This window comes from Microbacterium sp. oral taxon 186 str. F0373, assembly GCF_000411455.1.
Taxonomy (GTDB): domain Bacteria; phylum Actinomycetota; class Actinomycetes; order Actinomycetales; family Microbacteriaceae; genus Microbacterium.
The window spans coordinates 722,442-747,958 of the sequence record NZ_KE150457.1 but is presented as its reverse complement, the minus strand read 5'-3'; the positions used below and the strand labels follow the sequence as shown (position 1 = coordinate 747,958).

At 68.5% G+C, this 25,517-nt stretch carries 20 protein-coding genes, 3 tRNA genes and 1 other annotated feature; of the genes, 10 read left to right on the top strand and 13 right to left on the bottom strand.

Features of this window, described 5'->3' with window-relative positions:
- Positions 1-103 precede the first annotated feature (103 nt).
- Together HMPREF1529_RS03455 and HMPREF1529_RS03450 are read left to right on the top strand one after the other, a co-directional pair.
- A complete protein-coding gene (locus tag HMPREF1529_RS03455) occupies positions 104-1,246 on the top strand; it encodes a glycosyltransferase family 4 protein (protein ID WP_016463708.1) in 1,143 nt (380 codons plus the stop codon).
- Positions 1,247-1,252: 6 nt separating this feature from the next.
- Entirely contained in the window at positions 1,253-1,816 is a 564-nt protein-coding gene (locus tag HMPREF1529_RS03450; RefSeq protein WP_005050703.1) for an acyltransferase, read from the top strand.
- 15 nt (positions 1,817-1,831) lie between these two features.
- On the opposite strand, the gene HMPREF1529_RS03445 is transcribed toward HMPREF1529_RS03450, so the two are convergent.
- The 6 genes from HMPREF1529_RS03445 to HMPREF1529_RS03420 all read right to left on the bottom strand — a co-directional run bounded on the left by HMPREF1529_RS03445 (position 1,832) and on the right by HMPREF1529_RS03420 (position 10,614).
- Positions 1,832-2,902 carry a glycosyltransferase family 4 protein gene (locus HMPREF1529_RS03445; protein ID WP_005050702.1) on the bottom strand — a complete coding sequence of 357 codons (1,071 nt, stop codon included), beginning with the start codon at positions 2,900-2,902 and terminating at the stop codon, positions 1,832-1,834.
- Between the two features lie 25 nt (positions 2,903-2,927).
- A complete protein-coding gene (locus tag HMPREF1529_RS03440; protein ID WP_232212041.1) occupies positions 2,928-5,387 on the bottom strand; it encodes a right-handed parallel beta-helix repeat-containing protein in 2,460 nt (819 codons plus the stop codon).
- 103 nt (positions 5,388-5,490) lie between these two features.
- Positions 5,491-6,666 (bottom strand): hypothetical protein, encoded by a 1,176-nt coding sequence (locus HMPREF1529_RS03435; protein WP_016463706.1) that lies wholly within the window; start codon positions 6,664-6,666, stop codon positions 5,491-5,493.
- A 44-nt stretch (positions 6,667-6,710) separates the two neighbouring features.
- The gene (locus HMPREF1529_RS03430) at positions 6,711-8,102 is read right to left on the bottom strand and encodes a polysaccharide biosynthesis tyrosine autokinase (RefSeq protein ID WP_016463705.1); all 1,392 of its coding nucleotides are present in this window, start codon (positions 8,100-8,102) and stop codon (positions 6,711-6,713) included.
- A complete protein-coding gene (locus HMPREF1529_RS03425; protein WP_016463704.1) occupies positions 8,099-9,331 on the bottom strand; it encodes a glycosyltransferase in 1,233 nt (410 codons plus the stop codon). The genes HMPREF1529_RS03430 and HMPREF1529_RS03425 overlap by 4 nt, the downstream gene beginning before the upstream one ends.
- Positions 9,328-10,614, bottom strand: a complete 1,287-nt coding sequence (locus HMPREF1529_RS03420) for a lipopolysaccharide biosynthesis protein (protein ID WP_232212040.1) — start codon at positions 10,612-10,614, stop codon at positions 9,328-9,330. Before HMPREF1529_RS03420 ends, HMPREF1529_RS03425 begins: the two co-directional genes overlap by 4 nt.
- A gap of 404 nt (positions 10,615-11,018) precedes the next feature.
- Here HMPREF1529_RS03420 and HMPREF1529_RS03415 point away from each other — a divergent pair, with 404 nt between their 5' ends.
- The gene (locus HMPREF1529_RS03415; RefSeq protein ID WP_232212039.1) at positions 11,019-11,633 is read left to right on the top strand and encodes an arsenate reductase/protein-tyrosine-phosphatase family protein; all 615 of its coding nucleotides are present in this window, start codon (positions 11,019-11,021) and stop codon (positions 11,631-11,633) included.
- Between the two features lie 38 nt (positions 11,634-11,671).
- Here HMPREF1529_RS03415 and HMPREF1529_RS03410 read toward each other — a convergent pair whose 3' ends face one another.
- From HMPREF1529_RS03410 to HMPREF1529_RS03380, 6 genes are all read right to left on the bottom strand, one after another.
- Positions 11,672-12,883, bottom strand: coding sequence for a glycosyltransferase (locus HMPREF1529_RS03410; protein WP_016463702.1), 1,212 nt, complete (start codon positions 12,881-12,883; stop codon positions 11,672-11,674).
- Positions 12,883-14,409, bottom strand: coding sequence for a sugar transferase (locus HMPREF1529_RS03405; protein WP_016463701.1), 1,527 nt, complete (start codon positions 14,407-14,409; stop codon positions 12,883-12,885). The genes HMPREF1529_RS03410 and HMPREF1529_RS03405 overlap by 1 nt, the downstream gene beginning before the upstream one ends.
- A gap of 407 nt (positions 14,410-14,816) precedes the next feature.
- Positions 14,817-16,054 (bottom strand): IS3 family transposase gene (locus HMPREF1529_RS03400; protein ID WP_442852578.1). Its coding sequence is split into 2 segments (ribosomal slippage): positions 14,817-15,775 and positions 15,775-16,054, totalling 1,239 coding nucleotides; the frame shifts between segments, so codons are not numbered across the junction.
- Positions 15,666-15,782 (bottom strand) — a sequence feature (AL1L pseudoknot). Its footprint overlaps the gene before it by 117 nt.
- 180 nt (positions 16,055-16,234) lie before the next feature.
- Positions 16,235-16,307 (bottom strand) — tRNA-Phe (locus HMPREF1529_RS03390).
- A gap of 82 nt (positions 16,308-16,389) precedes the next feature.
- Positions 16,390-16,463, bottom strand: a tRNA-Asp gene (locus HMPREF1529_RS03385).
- A gap of 27 nt (positions 16,464-16,490) precedes the next feature.
- A tRNA-Glu gene (locus tag HMPREF1529_RS03380) sits at positions 16,491-16,563 on the bottom strand.
- 270 nt (positions 16,564-16,833) lie between these two features.
- On the opposite strand from HMPREF1529_RS03380, the gene HMPREF1529_RS03375 reads away from it, so the two are divergent.
- Positions 16,834-18,243 (top strand): M23 family metallopeptidase, encoded by a 1,410-nt coding sequence (locus tag HMPREF1529_RS03375; RefSeq protein ID WP_016463699.1) that lies wholly within the window; start codon positions 16,834-16,836, stop codon positions 18,241-18,243.
- A gap of 66 nt (positions 18,244-18,309) precedes the next feature.
- Here the strand turns inward: HMPREF1529_RS03375 and HMPREF1529_RS03370 are convergent, their stop codons facing one another.
- On the bottom strand, positions 18,310-18,843 hold the full coding sequence (locus HMPREF1529_RS03370) for an inorganic diphosphatase (protein ID WP_005050676.1): 534 nt from the start codon (positions 18,841-18,843) through the stop codon (positions 18,310-18,312).
- A 161-nt stretch (positions 18,844-19,004) separates the two neighbouring features.
- On the opposite strand from HMPREF1529_RS03370, the gene tilS reads away from it, so the two are divergent.
- The 6 genes from tilS (at position 19,005) to ftsH (ending at position 25,513) form a co-directional block, all read left to right on the top strand.
- Complete coding sequence (gene tilS, locus HMPREF1529_RS03365; protein WP_016463698.1) at positions 19,005-20,003, top strand: tRNA lysidine(34) synthetase TilS; 999 nt, start codon at positions 19,005-19,007, stop codon at positions 20,001-20,003.
- Between the two features lie 100 nt (positions 20,004-20,103).
- Entirely contained in the window at positions 20,104-20,373 is a 270-nt protein-coding gene (locus HMPREF1529_RS03360; RefSeq protein WP_016463697.1) for a hypothetical protein, read from the top strand.
- On the top strand, positions 20,370-22,253 hold the full coding sequence (locus HMPREF1529_RS03355; RefSeq protein ID WP_016463696.1) for an alpha/beta hydrolase: 1,884 nt from the start codon (positions 20,370-20,372) through the stop codon (positions 22,251-22,253). The genes HMPREF1529_RS03360 and HMPREF1529_RS03355 overlap by 4 nt, the downstream gene beginning before the upstream one ends.
- A 62-nt stretch (positions 22,254-22,315) precedes the next feature.
- Positions 22,316-22,768 (top strand): hypothetical protein, encoded by a 453-nt coding sequence (locus HMPREF1529_RS03350; protein ID WP_016463695.1) that lies wholly within the window; start codon positions 22,316-22,318, stop codon positions 22,766-22,768.
- Between the two features lie 53 nt (positions 22,769-22,821).
- Complete coding sequence (gene hpt / locus HMPREF1529_RS03345; protein WP_016463694.1) at positions 22,822-23,373, top strand: hypoxanthine phosphoribosyltransferase; 552 nt, start codon at positions 22,822-22,824, stop codon at positions 23,371-23,373.
- Positions 23,374-23,503: 130 nt separating this feature from the next.
- Positions 23,504-25,513, top strand: coding sequence for an ATP-dependent zinc metalloprotease FtsH (ftsH, locus tag HMPREF1529_RS03340; RefSeq protein ID WP_005050670.1), 2,010 nt, complete (start codon positions 23,504-23,506; stop codon positions 25,511-25,513).
- Positions 25,514-25,517: the final 4 nt, after the last annotated feature.

The window sequence follows — 25,517 nt, the reverse complement described above, 5'->3', positions numbered from 1 at the left end:
TGCAGGTGGCCGGTTCGGCGGGTGTGTACGCGTACATGCCCAACACCGCGGTCAACGTTCCCGCGACCCTCACCTTCGACAACCTCACCGTCACCACGATTCCTTGAGTGAGACGAAGACCGCCGGCGTGCGCGCGGACTCGGGGGCACCCTCAGGAACGGGCGGCAGAAATGTCGTCCAGCTCTACGAGGTCGCGCGCACGGCGCATCTCGAGCGCATCGCCGACACCGACGGGGTGACGCTGCTCTATCGAGAGAAGCGCTACGACTTCGACGAGCGCGTGGCGGATGGTGTCCGTGTCGAGCGCGCCAGCCTCATCGGCGCCGCCTGGTACGCGGCAACCCACGCCGTTGATCTCGTAGAGGTCAACGAGCCGCTGGTGACCCGTGCCGCGCTGCGCAGCCTGCTCTTCATCGGTGCGGCGCGGGTGCGGGCGTTCCTGACGAGGCGCCCCCGGCCGACGGTCGTCACCTACGCCATCGCGAACGTGCCGACCTCGACGCTGCGCGCCAACCTGCCCTGGAAGGCGCGGGTGAAGTTCGAACTGCAGCGCCCTCTCGCGCGACGGGTCGCCCGCTCGCTCGACCGGATCGCCTTCGGGACGCCCGATGCGCGGGATCTCTATCGTGATGAGTTCGGGAGCACTCGACGCGGTGCTGCGCGCCTCGTCGAGGCGCTGCCCGTCGCGGTCGACCTCGGGGCGAGTGCGGACGTCGCGCGTCCGCCGAGCATCCTGTTTCTCGGCGATCTGGCGGCGCGCAAGGGCTTTCCCGACGTCATGGCGGCGTGGTCGCAGGTGCGCGACACCATCGTCCAGGCCCGGCTCGTCATCGTCGGACGGGGCGACGGTGTGGAACAGGCGCGGCTGCTGTCAAAGGCGGATCCCCGCGTGGAGCTCTTCGTCGCGCCGCCGCGTGACGTCATCCTCGACCAGCTCGCGCGCGCCAAGGTGCTCGTGCTCCCCTCGCGCCGCCGGCCGCTGTGGAAGGAGCAGATCGGTCTGCCGCTCGTCGAAGGACTGGCCTACGGGTGCGTCGTGGTGACGACCGATGAGACCGGCATCGCCCCGTGGCTGAGAGCCCACGAGCACGCCGTCGTGCCGGAGGCGCAGGTCGCAGAGCGGCTTGCGGGCGCGATGATCGACGCGCTACGCCTGTCGGTCACGCCGGGCGACGTGCAACGTGCCCTGCCGGACCGGGACGGCCGGACCGCCGCCCGGGAGTGGTTGTATGGAATCGAAGGGTGAGAACGCATGTCGACACCGAACCTCCGCCGGCTACTGCGCGGCGTCTGGTCGCGGCGGCGGCACCTGCTCTCGTATGCGCGGGGGGTGCTCCGCGGGCATCCGGGCGCTCGAATCGGACGCGGCGTCCGGCTGAGCGGCCCCGGACGCTATCGAATCGAGCGCGGCGCGACGCTGACCACCGGCGTGCGCATCTGGGTCGGTGACGGCGCGACGTTCACGCTGCGCGAAGGCGCGAAGCTGGGAGACCGGACGATCGTCAATGCCGCCACGAGTGTCACGATCGAGCGGGGAACGCGCGTGTCGTGGGATGTGCAGATCATGGACACCGACTTCCACTGGATCGAAAACGCGGACGGGACCCGACGCCCCCACAAGGCGGCGATCGTGTTGGGTCCGCGCGCGCTCATCGGCGCTCGCTCCATGGTGCTGAAGGGTGTCACCGTCGGAGAGGGCGCCGTCGTTGGCGCCGGCTCGATCGTGCGGCGGTCCGTGGCACCGGGCGTCATCGTGAGCGGCAACCCGGCGCGTGAGGTCGGCCAGGTCACCGACTGGGGCTCGGCTCCCGCCTGATCCGGGCGGTTCGGATCAGACGGAGACGACGGCGGCGACACGCGCACCGAGATGGTCCGTGGTGAATCCGCCCTCGACGTGCGCTCTCGCCGCCTGGCCTCGTCGCTGCCGTTGCGTCGGGTCGTTCAGGAGCCGTAGGGCAGCGGCGGCGAGAGCGTCGGCATCGGACGGCGCCACCATCTGCGCGCCGTCGGTGCCGCCGAAGTAGTCCGCCATTCCCGGCGTCTCGGTGATGATGAGCGGGCGCCCCGTCGCCATGCTCTCCAGCCCCACCGTCATCCCGGAGACGTGGGTGTTCGGCCTGGTCGCGATGACGCAGACCGAGGCGCGCTGGTACAGCTGGCGGAGCTCCCCGTGTGAGAGGTGCGGGACGAGGGTCACCCCCGCCGGCGGCTCCTCCCGTGACGTCGTCTGAATGATGATCTCGACGTCGGGCCGCTCGTGCCGCACCCGTGCGAGCGCGCGGAACAGTGTCGCCGCATCGCGATCGCGATCCCCGCCCACGCTCACCAGCAGCGGCGTTTCCGGCGGCGGCGCCGCGTGGAAGAAATCGGCATCCACTCCGAAGACGACGTGGTGCACCCGAGGGCCGTCCTCGCCGATGAAGTGCTGGAGCGGCCCGACCTGCGCCGAACTGAGCACCCAGAGGCCGTCCATGCGGCGCAGCATCGATCGTCTCTCCGCCAGCCACGACGGCTCCTTCGTCGCCAGCTGGTCGGTCAGCCACACAACACCGCTGAATCGGGATCGCAGGGCGGGGACGGCGGCCAGTCTGTCGACGGAGTTCTCATCCCAGACCAGGCCCACAGGTCCGCGGCCACGCCACAGAGCCGGCGGGGTGGCGCGCATCAGTCGGCGCAGGGCGCCCTGCATGGCTGTGTCGCGCGGAAGATTGCGGGCTTTGACACTCGACACGTGGTGCGCAAGCTTGTTCAGGCCGTACGGCCACGCGTCAGGCCGAGCACCCGCCCCATAGTCGCGAGCCCAGCCGGCGAGGTCCTTGCCGGCCGGATAGAAGACAACCACGTCGTCCGACCCGCCCGCCCCGCTCATCCCCCGTGCGCGCACTGCCCCCGTTGCCCCCATGGACCCATGCTAGAGCTCGCAGCGGCTACTTCGCGGGTGTCGTGAACGGGCCGACGCGGGTGGCGCCCGCCTTCTGGCCGATGGCGGTCGCGACATCCGATGGAAGGCCGTAGGTCGTGGCCTTCGGCGCGGTCAGGACGGCGGACACCACCTTCAGATCGGATGCGAAGATCGGGTTTCCCATCCACAGCGCCGACCTCTGGTCGTTGCCGGTGAAGCGCGAGAAGTCCTCGAGTGTCTTGAAGCTCCGGGTGCCGGCCGTCCCGTTCGCCCAGCAGGCGAAGTTGCTGGGAGCCGAAGCGGTCGCACGGTGGTAGACATTGCCGTCCAGGCTTATGCCGAAGTCGTTGCCGTACATCTTCTGGCTGTAGTCCTGCGTGAGCATCGGGCATGAGCCGCCCGCGCTATACGAAATGGCGTTGTTGCGCAGTGTGATGTTCTTCATCACCCACGGAATCTTGGATGCCAGCGACGACACCTCTTGGCGACGACTGTCGTGCGTGAAGCTCAACGCGCGCTTCACGCCGTCGATCGCGTTGTTCCACACCTGTACGGATCCGCTGTTGCTGATCTGCAGCCCGATGTCGTTGCCCGAGATGTAGTTGTCGGCGATGATCGCCTTCTCGCTGATCTCGACCTGCACCCCGGTCGTCGAGTTGCCGGTGACCCGGTTGCCGGTGACGATGAGATCGTAGGAGCTCACGTCGAACCACACGCCCGCGCTGTCGTTGTTGGCGACGACATTGCCGGAGACGAGGCCTTTGTCGATCCCGGACAGCTTCATGCCGCCGGACACGGGTGCCGGTTTGAAGGCCTGCGCATTGTTGCCGCTGACGACCGAGTTCGTGATGCGGAGGTTGTGCGTGCCGTTCGCGCCGATGCCCAGCATCCCGTTACCGGTCACCGTGAGCTTCTTGAGCGTCTGGTTGTCGTTCCAGGCGTAGATGCCGATCGTCGCGTTGTCGCGCACGACGAGGTTCTCCAGGGTGATGTTGTCCACTTCGGCGGTCACGGTGCCCATCATGTTGAGGGTCGTCGCGTAGCGCTGCACCCCGAAGCCACGCAGCGTCGTTCCCGCGCCCTGCACCTGGATGGCGCGGGTCAGGGTGCTCGCTTCGACGCGGCGACCGGAGGGATCCGATCCGATCACCAGACGCTTTGCGGACGTGTCTGCGAAGAAGGTTCCGCTCGTGACCTGCGTTGCGCTGCCGACCTGACGCAGCGGCTCGCCATCGATCCAGACCTGTTCGGGGTAGCCGGCGAGGGGGTTGCGGGAGTCGGTGAAGCGCGCCGTCTCGTCGAGGTTCGCATTGAATGAGACGCGGCGGTCGAATGAGTGATTCCAGTTCGCGATCCACGTGGATCCGGACTTCGTCCACCCGCTCACCGGCGAGCTTCCGTCGAACCACACGGCCTCGCCGGGGTACGACTGGATCGTGAGCTTCCTGTTGAAGCCGATGTAGACAGACTCGCGGTACGTGCCGCCGCGCAGCACGATCGTGGATCCGTTCGGAGCCTTCTCGACGGCGTACGCTGCGCTCCCGTAGGGATTGTTCGCGGTTCCGGCTCCGGTGCGCGTGCCCTTCGCCGCCGCGTAGATGGCACCCGCGGGCACCGTGTACCGCGTGGATCCGACGGCGGCGCTGCCCGCCGTCGCTCCGGCGGTCGTCGACCCAGGCTGCGCTGTCGGCGTTGGGGTGGGTGTCGGCGTCGCCGTCGCCGTCGGCTCCGGCGTGGGGGTGGATGCCGCGGTGGCGGCGAGTAGGGTCACATCATCCACGCGCACCGCCATCGCCGGCGAGCCCGAGGACAGGTGGGTGCTGACCGCGGCGGATCCCGCCGCGCGCACGCGGGCGTCGGACGAGTCCGAGATGGTCTGCTGCCACGAGGTGGGCTGGGCCGCCCCATCGATCCAGACACGGGCCTTGAGTACGACGGGAGACTGTCCCGACACGGAGAGCTCCGCACGAACCTTCTGACCCGCCGCGATCGAGGCGATCGGCTTGCTCGAGGCGAGCACGCTCTCGGCGCCGCGCGTATCCATCCGGCTGAGCCAGAGGTTCACGCCGCTCGTGCCGAAGCGCACGCGCGCCTGGTAAGAGGTCTTGCCCTCCGAGCGGGCGACGAGGGAGATCGTGGGGCCGTTTCCGGTCGCCGTGCGCGACTCCGGCCAGAGGAGCGCGGAGAGGGTGGCATCCTGCGGCATCCCGCCGGACAGGGTCTGGGTGGTCTGTGTTCCGGGATCGGAGGATACCCGGGCAGACCCGCCCGCCACGCTCGTCGACGACGGTGCTGTCGTCGACCACGAGCGCCCGTCGATGGAGGGACCCCATCCGCTCGCCACGGAGCGTTCGAAGGTATCGGTGCCGGTCGTCGCGGCGGTCGCGGCGGGAGCGACGGCGAGACTCGTGACGACGAGTGCGGTCGCGGCGCAGGCGGAGACCAGACCGCGTGCGAGGGTGCGCGGAAGTGCTGTTCGTCTCATGGGGAGCGCTTTCGGGGTGGCGCGGACGGGAAGGAGCAGGTTCATGTAAACACGGCGAAAACAGCCCGCTTTCCACATGAGACACTTCTCACCTCATGTCACGTCACGGCGATGCGGGTGGCGGCTTCCGTTCACCGACGGCGGGCAGAAGCACCGCCAGCGTCACGGCGAGGGTGAGTGCCGCGCTTCCGATCGGGCTGAACGCGAGGTCCCACATCAGCCGCAGTGCGAGGAACGCACCGACAGCGCTCACCGTCCCCGATGCCAGCCGGATGACGAGGCTCGCTCCGACGGCGAGGGCGAGCACGACGGCGAAGGCGAGGCCGAGCACACCGAAGAGGATCCAGAGGTCACCGGTGAGGCTGTGCACCTCGAACCCGTTGCCGAACATGTAGCGATTGACGTAGCCGTTGTCGGGGTCGTAGCCGAGAGCGACCATACCCTGCTTAGCGACCTGGACCTGTTCGCCGGTGGGGAAGACGCCCGACCCGTATCCCCACGGATGGGCGGTGAGCAACGCGATCGAGGCGCCCAACTCGGGGCGACCACCCGTCAGGAGGGAGCCGGACCGCTCGATCTGGGCGACGGAGCGCGCCTGGGCCTGTTCGCCCAGCGCCCCGTCGAGGAGTGCGGCTTGGATGAGGAAGTATCCGCCCACGCCGACGAGCGCGACGCGGGTCGCGACCAGGGCGGCGCGCCCTGACGTCGACGTTCCCGGCGCCCCCTGCGTGAAGAGGAGCGCCATGACGACGACGAGCATGCCGGTGAGCGAGCGGGAATCCTGGAGCGCGGACACCGCCGCGAGGACGAAGAGCACCGCGATCTGGGCTCGCCGATGTCCCCAAACGCGCGGTAAAGAGAGCGCGATCAGGATGCACGGAACCGCGAAGGTGAACTTCCACGGGTTGTCCCAGTTGATTCCCCGAGATGCCACCGACAGCAGCACTCCTACCCCGAACCCGAGGACCATCATCTGCGCTCCGATGAGGGAGCGGACCCAGAGGAGCGCGATCGCGGTGACGACCACCCCGAGGAGGAGGATCGAGTTCGCTGTCGCCATGCGCGTGCTCGTCCCGGCCCACCCGCGCGTGAGCTCGGTGAGGACGATGCCGTTCGCGATCGCCAGGACCGCGAAGACCGCGATCGTCGGCGCGAACCGGTACTGACGCAGCGCGCGGAGTGTGACCGGCAGCAGCAGCGCGCAGACGGCGACGCCGAGCGGGATGTCCAGCGGCAGTCGGATCCGCTGCGCGGACGCCACGGCGACCGCGAACGCCATCAGCGCCTCTCCGCTGATCGGTGTCCGCCAGGCGGAGGCGGGCCTCAGCCTCGTCGACGACCGCGCAAGAACCATGTCGACCGACCGGCGTGAGGGACCTCGGCCCTCTCGTAGTAGGGGCTCGACGCCACACGCTTCACGTCGTTCAGCACGATGCCCATGATCCGCGTGCGCGTTGCCTCGAGTTCGGCGAGTGTGCGAGCCAGAGCTTCGCGCTTCGTTCGCCGCGACCGAGCGACGACGATGATCCCTTCGACGGCCGGCGCCAGCCACAGTGCGTCGCTCACGGCGAGCACCGGCGGGCTGTCGACCACGACGAGATCGAACTCTTCTCGCACCTGTGCGAGCAGTTGCCGGAGATGACCCGAAGCGAGCAGCTGACCTGGGTTCGGCGGCGTCGCGCCACTGGTGAGCACGCGCAGCCCCGACTCTCCCCATGCTTCGGCGGCGTCATCGAGGGTGACATCTCCCAGAAGCACGGTGGTCAGACCGACCGCGCCCTCGAAGCCGGTCACGTCGGCCACGGTGCCCCGGCGCAGGTCGGCGTCGATGAGCAGAACCCGCTGGTCCTGCTCGGCCGCGATCGCGGCGAGCGTGAGAGCGATGGAGGACTTGCCATCGCCGGATTCCGGCGATGTCACGAGGACGACCCTCGCCTCGCCGTCCACGTTGGCAAAGCGCAGGGATGCCGCGACGGTTCGCACCGCCTCGGCGAGCGAGCCCGACGCGGTGTCGCGAACGGCGACGGCCAGCGGTACCCCCGTCGTGTTGACGGGGATCTGGCCGAGGACGGCGATATCGGTGACCTCGGCGATGTCCGCGCGCGAGACGAGGCGTGTGGTCAGGACCTGTCGCAGGATGGCGATGACCGCCGCCGCGAGCAGCCCGATGAGGGCGCCGATGACGGCGAGCAGGCGCGTGTTGGGCGCGATGGGAGAGCGCGGTTCGCTTGCGGGGCTGATCTGTTCCACGCGTACCGCGGGCCCGGAGGAGGTCGTCTGAGGTGACAGGTTCTCCACGGCATCCGCGAGCTCGTTCGACACGGCGTTGGCGATGCGGGTGATCTGGCCGGGATCCGCGCCGCTCACGGCGATCTCGAGCACGGTCGTGTCGAGAGGGGAGCTGACGCTCACGATGCGCGCCAGGTCGCGCGAGGTCGTGTCGAGCCCCAGGCTCGCGATGACCCGATCGAGGACCACGGGAGACGTGGCGACCACCGTGTAGGTCGCGACGAGCCCCTGGACGTAGTTCGATCCCTGGACGAGCTCACTGGTGGTGTCCCCACGAGCCGGCACGATCACGACGGAGGACTGGGCGCGGTACGTGTCGGTCTGCAGTGTCCCGTACCCGTACCCGAGGGCCGCACCGAGGATGGTGAGGACGAGAAGCAGCGCCCATCGCTTTCGCAGTGCGGAGAAATAGTCGTGGAGCGTCACCGCGTCTGTCCCTTCAGCCGGTCGGTACCCGAGCGTAGCGCCGCGCGTCCGTCGGCCGCACCGGGCGTCGTCTTCCAGTGAACGGCGGTGACGAGCCTCGCGACACTCGAGCGGTACCGGTCGGTGTGGTGCCTTTCGTCGGCCTCCGCGGCGCTGCGCCCGGTCGCGGTGGCGACCGCCGCCCACTGGTCGCAGAATCCCGCGACCGCGTCGGCGAGTGCGCGCGGGTCGTCGGGGGTGACCAGTCGGGTCGACGCGTAGCCGCCCGCCGCTTCACGCAACCCGCTCGTATCGCTGGCGACGACCGGGCGCTGGGCGAGCACGCCCTCGACAGCGGTGTTGCCGAACGGCTCGTCGACGATGGACGGCACCAGGAGGATGTCCGCCGCATCCAGGCGAGGCCATACGTCGCTCTCGAAGCCGAGGAAACGGACGCGGTCGACGAGTCCGAGTCTTTCGGTCTGGTCGCGCAGCTCCTGCTCGAACCACTCGTATCCAGTGAACGCCGTGCCCAGCACATCCAGTGTGGCGTTCGTGCCTTCCTCGGTGAGGATCCCCAGCGCGGCGACGGCGACCTGTGGCCCCTTGCGCGGCGACAGGCGCCCGACGAACAGGAGGCGCAGGGGGTCGGGGGCCTGCGTGCGCAGCGGCGTGGGGGCGGAGGGTCCCGGCACGCCGTTGAGCACGACCTCGGTGCGCGCCGCGAGCGCGGAGTAGGACCGAAGGAGCGTGCGCCGGCTGAACTCGCTGTTGACGACGATGCGGTCGGTGGCGAGCAGCGGTGCGTAGAGCACCCGCCGAACCACCGCACTGGCGGTCGATTCCGCTTCGTGGACGTGTGTCACCGCGCGCACGCGGTGAAGGCGCGCGAGTGGTGCCCACAGCGGGAGCGTGACCGTGCTGACGTACACCGCTGCCGGCCTGTGCTGGCCGATGAGACGCCGCGCGCTGCGGAGATTACGCAGCGAGTCGCGAACGAGGGTGTACCAGCCGCGCGGGCGCAGCAGGGACTTTCGGAGGACGAGCATGGGAACCGTGACGACGGTGACGCCGGCGGCGCGAATGCGGTCGGCGAGCGGTCCTTCCTCCGGCAGTGCGACCAGCACCGGCACCCGTCCGGCGAGCCCGATGACGCTCTCCAGAAACATGCGGTCCGAACCGAACAGTTCCGCTCCCGGGTGCACCGCCAGGATGGTGCGCTCCTCGGTAGCGCGGGCGCCCGCGCTCACGCGTCGACCTCCGTGCTCGCGGTGACGTGCTTCTCCAGGGTGCGCGCGTCCAGTGCGGCCAGCCGTCGGCGGACGAGGAACCAGTTGGGGATGAACTGGAAGAAGAGGACGCCGATGATCGAGCCGAGCACGGGTGCGACGGCTCCGAGCGCCGGGATCAGGGTGATCGTGAGTCCGAGGTTCACCGGCAGCATCCCGAGGATGAAGAACGCCTGGAAGCGCAGACCGGAGGTATCCGTCAAGTACATGCCGAACGGGTACTTCGCCGACTGGAGGACGATGAAGACGCCGAATGCCCAGAGCAGCGGCGCGTCGAGGTGGATCTTGCCGCCGGAGGCGACCTCGGAGAGCCAGCCCGACGCGGCGGCGAGGATCAGCGCCGCGAGTGCCGCGGCGCCCGCGAACACCAACGACATCTTGCCGGGCGAGACGGGCGCCCTCGTGCCGGTCGATCGTGCTTTGGCGAAGACGGGCCACAGGGCGAAACCGGCGGTGGTCACGACGGCGAGCACCGGCGAGAAGATCTGGTTTGCGAGGCTGTATTGGGTCAGATCCGACACCGTGCCGACGAGGCTGAGCACGAGCCGGTCCGATGACATCGCGATCGGAAGCGCGATCATCTGGATCAGCATCGGCCACGCCGTGTTGAACACCCGCGCACCCTTGACCTTGCGGTCGACCGCACCGCGCAGGGCGCTCCCGAGCATCGGGCTGATCATCCGCGCGGCGATGAGGATCGCCAGCCCACTGATCAGGGCGGTGGCGAGGTAGGAGGCGACGGCGATGTAGCCGCCGCCGGCACCGAGCTGGATCATGGCCCAGAGTGCGAGAAGCACGATCGGGGTCTGCAGGGCACTGAGGAGCACGACGACGACGTTCATGCCGAGTGCGGCGAGGATGCGCTGCCCGAACGCGATAAGCAGATTGAAGCCGAACACGGCGAGGCAGAGCGTCGCGGCAAGGGCGCCCGTTTCGGGCGTGAGCGCTGAACCGAGGAGCGTCGGCCAGAGGCCCGTGGCGTACAGGATGAGCGCCACGCTGACGACCGTCACGCAGCAACCCGCGAGCAGTCGCAGGCATGACACGAGGACGAGTCGCAGATTGTTGTCCCGACGGGGGTCATCTGCCCCCGCGACGGCGTTCATGATGGCCGCGGTGAGACCCAGATCACTGAACGGGATGAGCCCGGCGATGCCGACGAGCAGGATGTACTGGGCGTAGGTGTCGATGCCGAAGTGGTCGATGATGAGGCGCGTGACCACGATGCCGAGGACGGCGCTCACCGGTAGGACGAGAAAACGCGCTCCGGCACTCGAGAGCAGCGACAGGATGGTCCCGCGACGGCTGCCGAGGTCGCGGATCTGCGAGATGCCCCTCTTCGGCCCGCGGCTTGCGCCACCGCCGTCGTCCCGATGGTCTGAAAGACGGCTTTCGCGCAGCTCGCGCCGCGTCCGATCTTGTGTCCCCACGTTCACTCTGCCCCCAATGCGCCGGAGTGTCCGCGAGACGCTACACGCATCGGCGTCTCACCACCCGAGCGAACGCGCCTGCGTGACCCCACTGCCGGCTCGCGCGCAAGTCCCCCAAGCGCGCAGGACACTAGGATAGCCGTTTCGGCCGCTGCGCGTGCATGCGGCCGCGAGAGGCCGACGTGGTGGGTCGGTCGTGACGACGACGGGGGCGAGGCGTGACGCGGGTTCTGATGGTCTGCAGTGCCAACGTCTGTCGTTCGCCCGCGATGGCCATCGGCTTTGCGACCGCCGCCCGCGAGGGGGGTGTGCGTGTCGAAGTGGTCAGCGCGGGACGGTTGGCGCAGCCCGGTGCGATGATCTGTGCGGTCACCGCCGAAACGGTCGGCGTGGACGAACGTAGCCGTCAGGCAGCAACCGAGCATCGTGCCCAGCGGCTGAGCGCGGAGCTCATCGAGTCAGCGGGGCTGATCCTCGGCGCCACACGCGAGGAGCGGGCCGCCGTGGCCGTCATGTCGCCGCGCTCACGCTCGCGGGTGTTCACGATCGCCGAAGCCGTCGCGCTGGGCGAGATCGCCGCCGAGCGCCGCTTCGCGCCGGCATCCGGTGACGTCGACGAGTTCGTCGCGGCGTTGAACGCTCATCGTGGCAGGCTGCCGGTGACCGACAGGCGGGTTGGGCCAGGACGGCAGTCCCCGTGGCGGCGAGCACCCGCCGATCCCCTCGATCTTCCGGACGCGCACGGCTCGCGGCTCGCGGAGCACACCAGGCGCGTTCGTGAGGCGGTTCGGCTGTCGGAGCGTCTCGTCGCCCTCATGGCCCCCACGAACTGACACGGCCGGGCGCGATGCGCCCACGGGCGTTCGTTGTGTCAGACCGTCGCACCGACGCGCTGTGCCCGCCGCGCAGATGCGTGCACGGATGAGCCGGCCGCGATGCGTCCCGCGAGGTTCTCGTAGGCGGTCGCGACGTCATCCCAGCGGAAGTTGTCCTTCGCGCGCGCCTGTACGGCGGCCGAGAGGGTGGGTACCTGTTCGCGATCCAGCTCCAGGTCGGTGAAGTGGCGCTCGACCTCGCTCGCGTCTTCGAAGAACCAGCCGAGGTCGTCGAGTGTCTCGCGGTTGAAGTTCACGTCCCAGGCAATGACCGCGGTGCCGGCTCCCATTGCTCGCAGCAGTGACGGATTGGTGCCGCCCACGGAGTGCCCGTGGACGTAGGTGCGGGCGTGGAAGTACAGCGCGTCAAGCAGATCCTGGTCGAACACGCCACCGAGAAGTCGTATGCGCGGGTCGCCCGCCGCCGCGGTGTGGATGCGCTGGGTGTACTCAGCCGCATAGGGCGCTGAGCCGACGACCACCAGCGGCGCCGCCGCCCCGCTAGCTCGGTAACCCTCGACGATCTCGAGCACATGGTTCTCAGGCTCGAAGCGCGCGACGACGAGATGGTAGCCGTCGGGTCGAAGGCCCAACGCGGTGATGCCGTCGATCGGAGCGCTCTCGATGATCGGAGCGCCGTAGCGGATGAGTTCTGTAGGCACACCGAATTGGTCGGCGTAGTAGTCGGCTATGCCGGGTGCATCCGCAATCAGGGCATCTGCGGACCGCACGCCGAACTGCTCGGCCCACCGGTAATAGGCACGACCTCGTGCGCCCCACTTCGAACGCTTCCACTCGAGGCCGTCCATGTGAAGAGCGACAGGGATGCCGCGAGCGCGCAGCAGCGGCACGAACGGAGAGTTGGCGGCGTTGAAAACGAAAGCGGCATCCGGAGCCTTGCGGCTCACCGCGTGCAGGGCCGACAGTCCGGTGTGGCTGAGGGTCTCGAGCTGCTTCTGTCGCAGCGCCGGCAGGTGCACGACCCGCATCCCGAGGTATTCGCGTTCACGGTGCTCGGATCCGCGGGTGTACACCGTGATGTCGTGACCGCGCTCCACCAGCCGCTTGCCGACTTCCTCCACAGCGGTCTCGAAGCCGCCGTACGACGCGGGAACACCGCGCGTACCGATCATCGCGATCCGAAGTGCCCTGTCCGGGACGACAGGTGTGGGCGCCTCCGCGACAGGCCGGCTCAGGATAGACGTCATCAGTAAGCTCCTTCGGACCGCACCATCACGCGCACAGTGCGCCACATGATCTGGAGGTCGTCGACGACCGACCAGTTCTCCACGTACCGCAGGTCGAGCCGGACGCTCTCCTCCCAGCTGAGGTCGCTGCGTCCGCCGACCTGCCAGGGACCGGTGATGCCCGGCTTGATGTAGAGGCGACGGAAGACGCTGTCGTCGTAGGTGGCGACTTCGCTGGGAAGAGGAGGGCGCGGGCCGACGACACTCATGTCGCCGAACAGCACGTTCCAGAACTGGGGAACCTCGTCGAGCGAGTATTTCCGCAGGATCCGACCCACGCGGGTGACCCGAGGGTCGTTGTGCATCTTGAACAGCGGGCCCGCGCCCTCGTTCGCCGCGAGCAGCTCAGCGCGCTGCTCCTCGGCATCCACGGCCATCGAGCGGAACTTGATCATTCGGAACTCGTGGCCGTCACGACCGACCCGTGCTTGGGGAAAGAACAGCGGGCCGGGCGAGTCGAGCTTGACCGCGATGGCGATGACCGCCGCGATCGGTGCGAAGAAAAAGAGCGCGATCGAGGCGACCGCGATGTCGAGTGCGCGTTTGGCGACGTAGGCGCGACCGGTGAACGACGCGATCTCGACATGGATGAGCGGCAGGCCCTCGACGGGCCGCAGCGACATGCGCGGCCCGGCGACATCGGAGACGCGGCTGGAGATGACCAGCTCGGCGGCGGTGTTCTCCAGCTGCCAGGCGAGGTGCTTGATCTCGTCTGCGCCTTCGTCTCCGCGGCTGGCCATGATGATCGTGTCGGCGTCGAGCGCTGCGGCGGCTTCGGCCACGCTGTGCGTGCGCATCGCCGGATAGATGGCGTCGCCGACCCGCAGGCTGTCGAGGTCGTCGCCGCGCAGCGAGGCGCCGACCACCTGGTAGCCCAGGCCGGGATCGGCGATCGAGCGGATCACGTACTCGACGTCCGCGCGGTCGCCGACCACGATCGCGCGCGTCGTGTACGCGCCCGCCAGTCGACGGCGGATGAGCCACCGGCGCCACAGCCAGCGCTCGAAGAGCAGGGCGCTGATGCCGAGGGGCAGCGCGACGAAGAGCTGTGCGCGGATGCCGTCGACATCGATGGCCACATCGATCATCGCGAGAAGTCCGAACGCGAAACCGGTCGCGTGGATCAGGCGGGTGTACTCGGCGGCGCCCGAGCCGATGAGCTTGACGTCCCGCGTCACGAAGGCGGAGAGCATCAGGAGCCAGATCACGGCCGTGGCGGCGGCGATCTGGAAGACGAGGCCAGGATCGGCGACGGCGAGCGGGCCGCTCACCGCGCCGATCGAGACCACCGAGGCCACTGCGCAGGTGAAAACGACGGCGGCGGCGTCGCTCGTGCGCAGGATCCAGCGGTAGCGACGTTCCCACGACTGTCGGCGCTCGAGAGCACGCGACGGTGGTGCGGCCGCAGACGCCCGGGACGCGATGGTCGGGAACGGTGAAACGAACCCGGTCGTCGCGATGCCCGTGGCGTCGTGAAGCGCGCTCATCGTGTGATCCCCAGCACGGACGAACGCAGCAGTGCAGTCGGCATTTTGCCCCCCAGCAAACCGACGGACGGATCGAAATCCGTCCACCCCCAGTAAGACGACGCGAAGACCCCCGTCTCCTGCGGACCAACCCCCCGGCTGTCACGCGTGCGTCGTGAGTGACTCTACCCCGCGAATCGCGTCGAGCGCCACCGCGAGTATTCAACCTGTGGACGGATGCCGTTCATCGAGCATTTCGCGGTCGTTGAGCGACGCGCCGTGCGCCGAGTCGAATTGCCCTACCCCAGTGCGTCGACGACGGCTGCCCGTCGCTGCGGGGCCACGCGCGGCGCGGCATCCCAGATCTGCGTCATCCGCTCGGTGCCGAACGCCGGCCAGCCAGGATTGAATCGGCCTGACTTTCGTTCCTATCGGGAGCCTTGTCCGGCCAGTGCCAGATTGGCTGATTCGTGGTCAGCGTAGTACGCGTCCTCGACCTCGATCGGGGTACGCATGTCGAGCTCGCCGTGGAGGCGCTGGTTGTTCCACCACCACACCCATTCGAGCGTCGCGAGCTCGACCTGCTCGACTGTGCGCCAGGGGCCGCGCTGACGGATCAGTTCGGTCTTGTAGAGGTTGTTCACCGCCTCCGCCATCGCGTTATCGAAGCTGTCCCCGACGGTCCCCGTGGAGGGGACCGCGCCGAGCTCGACGATCCGCTCCATGTAGACCATCGCGGTGTAGTTCGAGCCGTGATCCGCGTGATGGATCAGCCCGTCGAGCCTGCCACCGGCGCTCCACGCGGCCATGTCGAGCGCCTGCATCGGCAGGATCTCCGATCGCAACGTCGACGCGACGTTCCACCCGATGATGCGGCGAGAGTAGACATCGGTGACGAACGCGACATACGCGAACCCGGACCATGTCGCGACATAGGTCACGTCACACATCCAGAGCCGACGCGGCGCCGACGCCGTGAAGCGGCGGTTCACCAGATCAGCAGGCAGCACCGTCGTCTTGTCGCTCCTCGTGGTGAACACTCGCTTCGACTTCTTGACGCCGCGCACCCCCGCGAGCCGCATGAGGCGTTCGGTCTGGTCGCGGCCGATGTCCCAGCCTTGCCGGCGCATCAGCGCATGCATCTTCCGCCGCCCGTAGACGCCGTAGTTCTCGGCGTGCAGCCTCGCGACCTCCGGGACGAGGAGGCCGTCGCGCAGCTGCCGGGCCGACAGGGCACGGCTGATGGCGGCGCGGTAGCCGCGGGAGGTGAGGAACCCCGGAACTGCCGGTCGGAGGACCCGGCAGATGAGCTCGACCCCGAATTGATCCCGGTGCTCATTGATGAACCGGATCATCTCGGTCAGGGGCGGTCGAGCTCCTTCGCGAAAAACACGCTCGCAGCCTTGAGGATCTCGTTCGCCTTCCGCAGCTCGGCGTTCTCCTTCTGCAGCCGCGTGATCTCCGCCGCCGCATCCGTCGTCAGCCCCGGCTTCACGCCAGCGTCGACCTCATAACGACGCTGCCAGAGGCGCAGCATCTCCGGGCTCATCCCCAGCAGCCCAGCCACGTGCCGGACCGCGCTCATCATATTCGGATGCGACGGCCGCGTCTCCGCGAGCATCCGCAACGCCCGCTCACGCATCTCCGGCGAGTACTTCCTGTTCATCGAGTCCATCCTTGCTTGAAGAACGGAACAGAAGTCAGGCCGATTCACTCGTCTAGATTGCTCAATCGCGGTAGGCCGCCAGCGCGGCTCGAGAAGCGCGCCACACCGGGCCCAAAGCAAAACCCCCGCCATGTAGAAGCTAGGCGAGGGTTTCTGGAACCGTTGTAACGACGGTTCGTGTGGCTCCGACGGGCGTCGATCCCGTGACCTCACGATTTTCAGTCGTGCGCTCTACCAACTGAGCTACAGAGCCGCGCGGCATCCGCTTGAGAGAATCTGCCGCGTCCTACACGAAGGGCCCTCGATCTCGAAAGAAAAGGGCCCGTCGCTCGGAGCGACCCTGACGGGACTTGAACCCGCGACCTCCGCCGTGACAGGGCGGCACGCTAACCAACTGCGCTACAGGGCCATACGTATTCAGTTGTGTGTCGGAGAGTGACCCCAACGGGATTCGAACCCGTGCTACCGCCGTGAAAGGGCGGCGTCCTAGGCCGCTAAACGATGGGGCCGAGCGAACCCGGAGGCTCATTCTTACCGACGCTCAAGCATAAGAGATCATCCAGCAAATCGGAAATCGAGGGCGTGGGATGCCGAGCCTCGCCGCATCCGCGGGGGAGGATGGCCGCGGGCGCGGCACGTGCGAGCCTGCGATTTGACCCGGTTTCCCAGCTGTTTCATCACCGGGAACCCCTGGGCGAATGTGACGAATGTTGTTAGTGTGACGTGTGTTGCCACTTCCGGTGGCGGGGGTCAACGCGCGTGAAAGACGGAGGTTCGAGGTGAAGACCGAGAAGGCCGCTTCGGCGGAAGACTGCGGTTGCGCGCCGACCGCCACGGAAATGGCGGGCCTGCGTGGCCCGATGAGCCGCCGGTCCGCCCTGGGCCTCGCGGGGCTCGGCGTTCTGAGCCTCGGCGCCGTCAGCGCCTTCGGCCTGCGGTTCAGCCCGTCCGCGTTCGCCGCCGACTATCCCTCGTGGGACGACGTGCAGAACGCCAAGAACAACGAGGCCGCCAAGGCCAACGAAGTCACCCGCATCCAGGGTCTGATCGCCGCCCTGCAGGCCGACGTCGCAGCGAAGCAGGCCGACGCCGAGCGTCTCGCCAACGAATACGTGCAGGCGCAGATCGACTTCGAGACCGCGTCCGACAATGCGGACGCTCTGCAGAAGCAGGCCGACGAAGAGTCGGCCCGCGCGACCGAGTCGGCCAAGAAGCTCGGCCGTCTTGCCGCCCAGCAGTACCGTGCCGGCGGCAGCGACCCGTCCATGGAGCTCTTCTTCTCCGGCTCCGCCGCCAGCGCCGATGACCTGCTCGCCAAGCTCGGCACGATGGACCGTCTGGTCGAGGCCAACCGCGGCGTCTACGCCGACGCGGTCAGCGCCCGCAACAACGCCCAGAGCCTGAGCGACAAGGCCAAGCTGGCCCGCGACGAGCGTGACCGTCTGCAGCAGGAAGCCCAGCAGAAGATGCAGGCCGCGCAGGATGCCGCCGCCGCCGCCCAAGCCGCGCTCGCCGAGCAGGACAAGAACCTCGGCACCCTCCAGGCGCAGCTCGCCGCGCTCCAGGACCAGACCACGAAGACGGTCGCCGACTACCAGGCCGGCGTCGAAGCCGCGCGCAAAGCGGAGGAGGCTCGCCAGGCCGCCCTCGCCGAGGAGCGTCGCAAGCAGGCCGAAGCCGAGGCCGCCGCCAACGCCAACGCCGGAAACGGCGGCGGCGGTGGAGGAGGCGGTGGCGGCGGAGGAGGCGGCGGCGGAACGCCCGGCACCGACGGCTGGGTGCGCCCGGCATCCGGCTACATCAGCTCGTGGTTCGGCAACCGCGGCTCGGTCTGCGGCAACGGCGTGTGCACCAGCGGCGGCCACCGCGGCATCGACTTCGCCACCTCCTGCTGGTCGCCGATCTACGCCGCAGCCTCGGGCCGCGTCGTCTGGGCGCAGTACACCGGCGACTGGGGAAACTACGTCAAGGTCGACCACGGCGGCGGAGTCGTCACCGGCTACGCCCACATCGTCAGCGGCGGCTACAACGTCAACGTCGGTGACTGGGTCAACGCGGGCGACCTCATCGCCCATGTCGGCAACACCGGTGCCTCCACCGGCTGCCACCTTCACTTCGAGGTCTATTGGCAGGGCGTGCGCATCGACCCGGCGCCCGTGCTCTACGACCACGGCATCGACGTCTACTGACGAGTGCCGCAACGCAGAAGAGCGGATGCCGATCGGCATCCGCTCTTCTGCGTGTGAGACCAGGTCTCAGATGGTCTTGGGGGCGTGGCCCTCACCCTGGGTGGCGGTCTGCGCGTCCTCGTCCTGGAAGCGCTGGAACGCCTCGGCGACCAGGCGCTCGGCCTCTTCGGCGCCGGCCCACTGGTCGACCTTGACCCACTTGCCGGGCTCGAGGTCCTTGTAGTGCTCGAAGAAGTGGCCGATCTCGCCCTTGGTCCACTCGTCGAGGTCGTCGACGTCGTTGATGTGCGCCCAGCGCGGATCCTTCGCGAGCACGGCCACGACCTTGTCGTCGCCGCCGGCCTCGTCGAGCATCTTCAGCACGGCGACGGGGCGCACCTTCGCCATGACGCCCGGGTACAGGTCGCGGTCGAGCAGCAGCAGCACGTCGAGCGGGTCGCCGTCCTCGCCGAGGGTGTCTTCGAAGAAGCCGTAGTTCGCGGGGTAGCCCATCGGCGTGAACAGCACGCGGTCCAGGAACACCCGGCCGGTGCCGTGGTCGACCTCGTACTTCACGCGGCTGCCGCGCGGAATCTCGATGACGGCGTCGTATGCGCCCATGCTGGTTCTCCTTCGGAGGGTCTGGTGGATGCCGGCATCCAGCCTAGTCGGCGGGCTCGCAGCTGCCGAGCGTCACAACTCCGCCTCAGGTGGACCCCGGGACCTGGTCGACCCCGGTTCCCTCCGTTGAGGAGGAGTTGTGCAGGCGCGCAGTCGCTAGCGTGGATGCCGTGGACCACCGCCCCAGCCTCGACCCCGCCGTCGCCGAGATCCGCCGGGCGGTGCGCGCGGCCCTCGCCACGGTCGCCGGCCCCGTGCTGGTCGGCCTGTCCGGCGGTGCGGACTCGCTCGCGCTCGCCGACGCGGTCGCGTTCGAGGCGCCGAAAGCCGGGGTCGCGGCCTCCGCGGCGATCATCGACCACGCACTGCAGGCGGGATCCGACCGGGTCGCCGCCCGCGCGGCCGCCGTCGCGGTGGAGCGGGGCCTGCCCGCCCGCGTCATCCGCGTCGAGGTCGGCACCGAGGGCGGGCCCGAGGCCGCCGCCCGCGATGCCCGCCGCGCCGCCCTGCTCGCCGCCGCGAAGGATGCCGGGGCCGAAGCGATCCTGCTCGCCCACACCCTCGACGACCAGGCCGAGACCGTGCTCGTGGGTCTCGCCCGCGGGTCGGGAGCGGCGAGCCTCGGCGCGATGTCGCCCGACCGGGTCGAAGACGGCATCCGCATCCTCCGCCCCCTGCTCGGCGTGCGCCGCGCGACCACCCGCGCCGCGTGCACCGCGGTGGGCCTGCCGCCGTGGGAGGACCCGCACAATCTCGACCGCCGGTTCCTGCGCGTGCGCGTGCGCCAAGACGTCATGCCCGTGCTCGAAGCCGAGCTCGGCCCCGGCGTCGCCGAGGCGCTCGCCCGCACGAGCGATCAGCTGCGTGAGGATGCCGCCGCTTTCGCCGAGATGATCGACGAGACCATCGAAGACATCGTCGAGCACGCCGAAGCCGGCATCGCGGTCTCGGTGGCCGCGCTGGCCGCCAACCCGCCCGCGCTGCGTCACCGCATCATCCGCCACGTCGTCGCGAGCGAGTTCGGAGTGAGCCTCACCCGCGTGCAGACCCTCGAGGTCGCCCGACTCGTCACCGACTGGCGCGGCCAGGGCCCGATCGATCTGCCCGGATGCCGCGCCCACCGCAGCGGCACGCGGCTGGAGTTCGTCGCGGCATCCTGAACCCGCCGGCGCTTCGGCAGGGGCATCGCGGTGATGGGTAGTGCTCCCCATATGTCCGGCCGCGAAGGTCACGGCAGAATCGCTGTGGGGAGGAATTCGTATGCCGGATCTCGATATCGACGTGAACCATCTCGACGTGGCGTCGGCACTCCTGCGGAGCGCGGGTAACGCCGTCGCCGGTGTCTGCGGCCCGACGGGAGCGTGCGGCTCCGCGACCGTCGAGAGCGCTCTGTCGGAGGTCGACGCAATCGTGCGTGTCGCGCTCGATGCGTTGGCGGACGTCTCGCAGCAGCTCGCGCGCGACGTCGCAGGCGCGGCGCAGACGTTCACGGATGCCGATTCCGCCCTCGCGGCGGGGGCCGGATCGTGAGCCTGCCCGGGATCGACGCAGACCCGTCGGTCGGCGACCCGTCCGCCATCCGCGCGCTGGCGGCGGTGTTCGATGGCCGGTCCCTCGACCTCAACGACCGCGGCAGCGACGTCGGCGTTGCACTCACGGAGATCACCGCTACGAGCTCATCGACCTCCTCGGCGCTCGCTGCCCGGACGATGCTGCTGCATCAGCGGTTCGGCGAAGCCTCGGCGGGAAGCGCCGAGGTGTCTCGTGTGCTCCGCGACTATGCGGCGGCGCTGGAGGGCCTGCAGGAGCAGGCCCAGCGCAGACTGAGCAGTGCATCGGCTGCCTATGATCAGCTGCAGAGGCGTCGGCGGGAAGCGATGAATGAGGCCTCGGAGTTCATCGCGGGGTGGGCTGTCCCGTGGGATGGTGTTCTGCCGCGGTCGCTGTATCTCTCGGACCCGTCGTATCTCGTCCGCTGGCAGTCCGCGATCGACGAGTACAAGGATCGAGCGCGTCTTTACAACGAGCTCCACGCCGATCGGCAGAGCATCGACGATCGCGCGGCCCGCAATCTGCGTGCGATCGACCTCGTCGCAGCCGTCACCCATGCCGGTGCCGTCGGAGCCGGCGGCCTCGTCGCGGCCACGACCGCATGGGCTGGCGATCTGTCTGGACTGACGGCCTCGTCGATTGCGAGCCTCGGCGACCCGGCTGCTATCCGAGAGGTGTGGAACGCGCTCGACCAGACCCAGCGCGAGCAGTTGATCGCTGCCGCACCGCTCGTCATCGGCAACCTCAACGGCATTCCGATCCGTGATCGGGTCGCCGCAAACCGCATCAACATCCGGAACGAGATCACCAGGCAGGAGCAGCTCATTCAGGACTGGGAGCGGCTCAAGGCTGACACTCGCGGGTATCCGGGCGGAGGGCCGGCAGCCTACGACGCGCTCATCCGACAGGCGCAGTCGACGATCGACTACTACCGCGACGAACTGCTCGACCGGGAGATCACCTGGATCGATGACAAGGGTGGCATCCACCGGGAGATCGGAGCGCGTGTCGTCGTGTTCGATCCTTCGAAGGATGCCATCGCCACGTACCACGGCCCCCTCGATCCCGCGACGGGCGACATCCCCGCATGGGTCAAGAACGTTGCCGTTTCCGTTCCAGGCACGACCACGACGATGACCAACTTCTCGGACGGTGTGGCGAAGAACCTCCAGGCCGCCGCCGGCCCCGATTCCGCCGTCTTCCAGTGGGCCGGTGGCCGGTTCCCGCACGACATCCCCGAGGCGATGACATGGGGCTACGCGGAGACGCTGGCGCCGCGGCTGCGCGATTTCGTCGCCGGCATCGACATGCCGGCCGGTGCGACGTCGACGGTGCTCGGTCACAGCTACGGCGGCGCGACCGTCGGCCTCGCCGAGAAGGACGGGCTGTCGGCGGACCGCGTCCTGTACGTCTCCGCCGCGGGCATGGGCCACGGAGTGTCTGGAGTCGAAGACTTCCCGAACACGTCGAACGTGCCGCACTACTCGATGATGGCCCGCAACGATGCCGTCGTCGGCGCCATCCAGCCGGGCATCATGGATTGGATGCATGGACAGTCCGCGCTCACTGCCGACGATGTGACGCGGCTCGAAACCGGCTGGATACACCATGACGACCCGAACAGTGCGGACCTCGAGGACTACAACGAACCCGGGAACGGCACGCCGCCCGCGATCGACGCCCACAGCTCGGTCTTCGCGCCCGACTCGACAGCATTCCACAACATGGTCGCGGTGATCACGGGTGGGGAAGCCGTCGTCTTCGCTCCCGACAAGACGGCTACCACGGGTCGCACCGCGTACACGATGGACGGCATAGATGTGCCCGGTTACACGCCCGAATACGTCAAGACCAAATGATGATGAGACGTCTGGTGGGGGCCGCCGCACTGATGTGCGTCTTGATCCTAGGAGGCTGTGCCATGACCGCAGACAGCAGACTCGACGAATACCGGAAGACTGCTGAGGAGCTGGCCGCGCACGTCGTCCAGCTGATCCCGAGCGATCTCACGCCCATGGCCGACGCGCCCATGGACTCACATGGAGTGGCTCCGCAGAACGGCGTGAGTGCACAGCCACGGCCGCAGGACACGGCACGTTGGGAGGTGCGGACCTACATCGCGCTGATCGCGAGGCAGGATGCCGCGGCCAGCGCCATCGACGCCGTGACTCGTTCGCTCGAACAAGAAGGATGGACGTCATCGCGCGTCCGTGAGACGGGCGGCGGGCGCACCGTGACCGACGGATTCCGCCGAGACGACTGGTATGTCGAGATCTCCTGGACGCGAAGTGAGCGCGGCGCGGTCGAGCGGTTCGACATCTTCGTCGTCAGCCCGGATACCGTGCGCGGCGATCACAACGGTCTCCGCTCCTGACGGCGGAACGGGAGCGGCCGAGCCGCCGCGGCATCCGTGCCTAAAATTGAGGAATGCGCGCAGCCGACATCGCTGACCAGCTGTCCACCGTCCTCGTTACCGAGGAGCAGATCCACGACAAGCTCGGTGAGCTCGCTCAGCGGGTCGAGGCCGATTACGAGGGCAAAGAGCTGCTCCTGATCGGCGTGCTGAAGGGCGCCGTCATGGTGATGGCCGACTTCTCGCGCAAGCTCCGCCGCGACGTGGTCATCGACTGGATGGCCGTCTCCTCCTACGGTGCCGGTACCAAGTCCAGCGGCGTGGTGCAGATCCGAAAGGACCTCGACACCGACCTCACCGGCAAGCACGTGCTGATCGTCGAGGACATCATCGACTCGGGCCTCACCCTCAGCTGGCTGCTGGAGAACTTCGCGTCGCGCGGCGCGGCCTCGATCGAGATACTGGCGCTGCTGCGCAAGCCCGAAGCGGCCAAGGTCGAGATCGACTGCCGCTACGTGGGCTTCGACATCCCCACCGACTTCGTCGTCGGCTACGGCCTCGACTACGACGAGCGCTTCCGCAACCTCCGCGACGTCGCGGTGCTCGCGCCGCACGTCTACAGCTGACACCGGCGGGGCGAGGGGCGTTTCGACTCGCTCCGCTCGCTCAACGACCGGCGGTGCGCGGCCGCTCCCGGTTCGCCTGTGGCGAATGCACAGACGCCCCATAGTCGCCGCGCGGTAGCCTGAGCGGATCATGGACTTCAAGAAGCTCAGCCGCAACCCGTTCGTCTACGTGTTGCTCATCGGCGCCCTGTTGCTGATCGGCATGTCGCTGATCTCGACGCTCACCGGGGCCAAGCAGATCACGACGCAGGAGGGGCTGAACCTCCTGAAGGGCGGCACCGTCACGCAGGTGACGAACACCGACGGCGACCAGCGGGTGGACATGACACTGTCCGCGCCGTTCCAGGGCGCCAACCAGGTGCAGTTCTACTACGTCGGTGCGCGCGCCAACGAGGTCGTCTCGGCCGTGGATGCCGCGACCCCGAAGGACGGCTACAACGACGTCGTCCCTCGCACCACCTTCTTCGAGAGCCTGCTCTCGCTCCTGATCCCGATCCTGTTGCTGGGTCTGCTCTTCTGGTTCTTCTTCTCCGCCGCCCAGGGCGGCAACAGCAAGGTCATGCAGTTCGGCAAGTCGCGTGCGAAGCTCGTGACGAAGGAGACCCCGACGGTCACCTTCGCCGACGTCGCCGGTGCCGACGAGGCCATCGAGGAGATGCAGGAGATCAAGGACTTCCTGAAGGATCCCGCGAAGTTCCAGGCCGTCGGTGCCCGCATCCCGAAGGGCGTGCTGCTGTACGGCCCTCCCGGAACCGGCAAGACCCTGCTCGCGCGCGCCGTCGCCGGCGAGGCGGGCGTGCCGTTCTACTCCATCTCGGGCTCCGACTTCGTCGAGATGTTCGTGGGCGTCGGCGCGAGCCGCGTGCGCGACCTGTTCAACCAGGCCAAGGAGAACGCCCCCGCGATCATCTTCATCGACGAGATCGACGCCGTCGGTCGCCACCGCGGCGCCGGCATGGGCGGCGGTCACGACGAGCGCGAGCAGACGCTCAACCAGATGCTCGTCGAGATGGACGGCTTCGACCCGAAGGCGTCGGTGCTCGTCATCGCCGCCACCAACCGTCCCGACATCCTCGACCCGGCGCTGCTGCGCCCGGGCCGCTTCGACCGTCAGATCGGCGTCGACGCCCCCGACCTCAAGGGCCGCCAGCGCATCCTCGAGGTGCACGGTCGCGGCAAGCCGCTCTCGCCGTCGGTCGACCTCGCCGTCATCGCGCGCAAGACGCCCGGCTTCACCGGTGCCGACCTCGCCAACGTGCTCAACGAGGCCGCGCTGCTGACCGCGCGCTCCAACGCGCAGCTCATCGACATGCGCGCACTCGACGAGGCCATCGACCGCGTCATCGCCGGCCCGCAGCGTCGCACGCGCATCATGAAGGACAAGGAGAAGCTCATCACCGCGTACCACGAGGGTGGTCACGCCCTCGCGGCGGCGGCGATGAACAACACCGACCCCGTCACGAAGGTCACGATCCTTCCGCGCGGCAAGGCCCTCGGATACACGATGGTGCTGCCGCTCGAAGACAAGTACTCGGTCACCCGCAACGAGCTGCAGGACCAGCTCACCTACGCCATGGGCGGCCGTGTGGCGGAGGAGATCGTCTTCCACGACCCGACCACGGGTGCGAGCAACGACATCGAGAAGGCCACCGGCATTGCCCGCAAGATGGTCACCGAGTACGGCATGACCACCGATGTCGGACCCGTCAAGCTCGGCTCCTCCTCCGGCGAGGTCTTCATGGGCCGCGACATGGGTCACGGCCGCGACTTCTCCGAGCGCATCGCCGAGCGCGTCGACAAGCAGGTGCGCGAGCTCATCGAGCAGGCCCACAACGAGGCCTACGAGGTGATCAACGCGAACCGCGACATCCTCGACAAGCTCGCCCTGGCTCTCCTGGAGAAGGAGACGCTGGACCACCTGGAGCTCGCCGAGATGTTCCGCGACGTCAAGAAGCTGCCGCCGCGCGCCCAGTGGCTCTCCAGCGACGACCGTCCCGTCTCGATGTTGCCGCCGGTGGACGTGCCCCGTCGTCAGGACGAGGCCGGGCTGGCCGCGGCATCCGTCGCGGAGGAGCAGCACGCGACGCAGACCGCGGCGCAGCGGCGTCCGAGCGGGCAGGCGCGCCCCGCCACCGCCTAGGCTC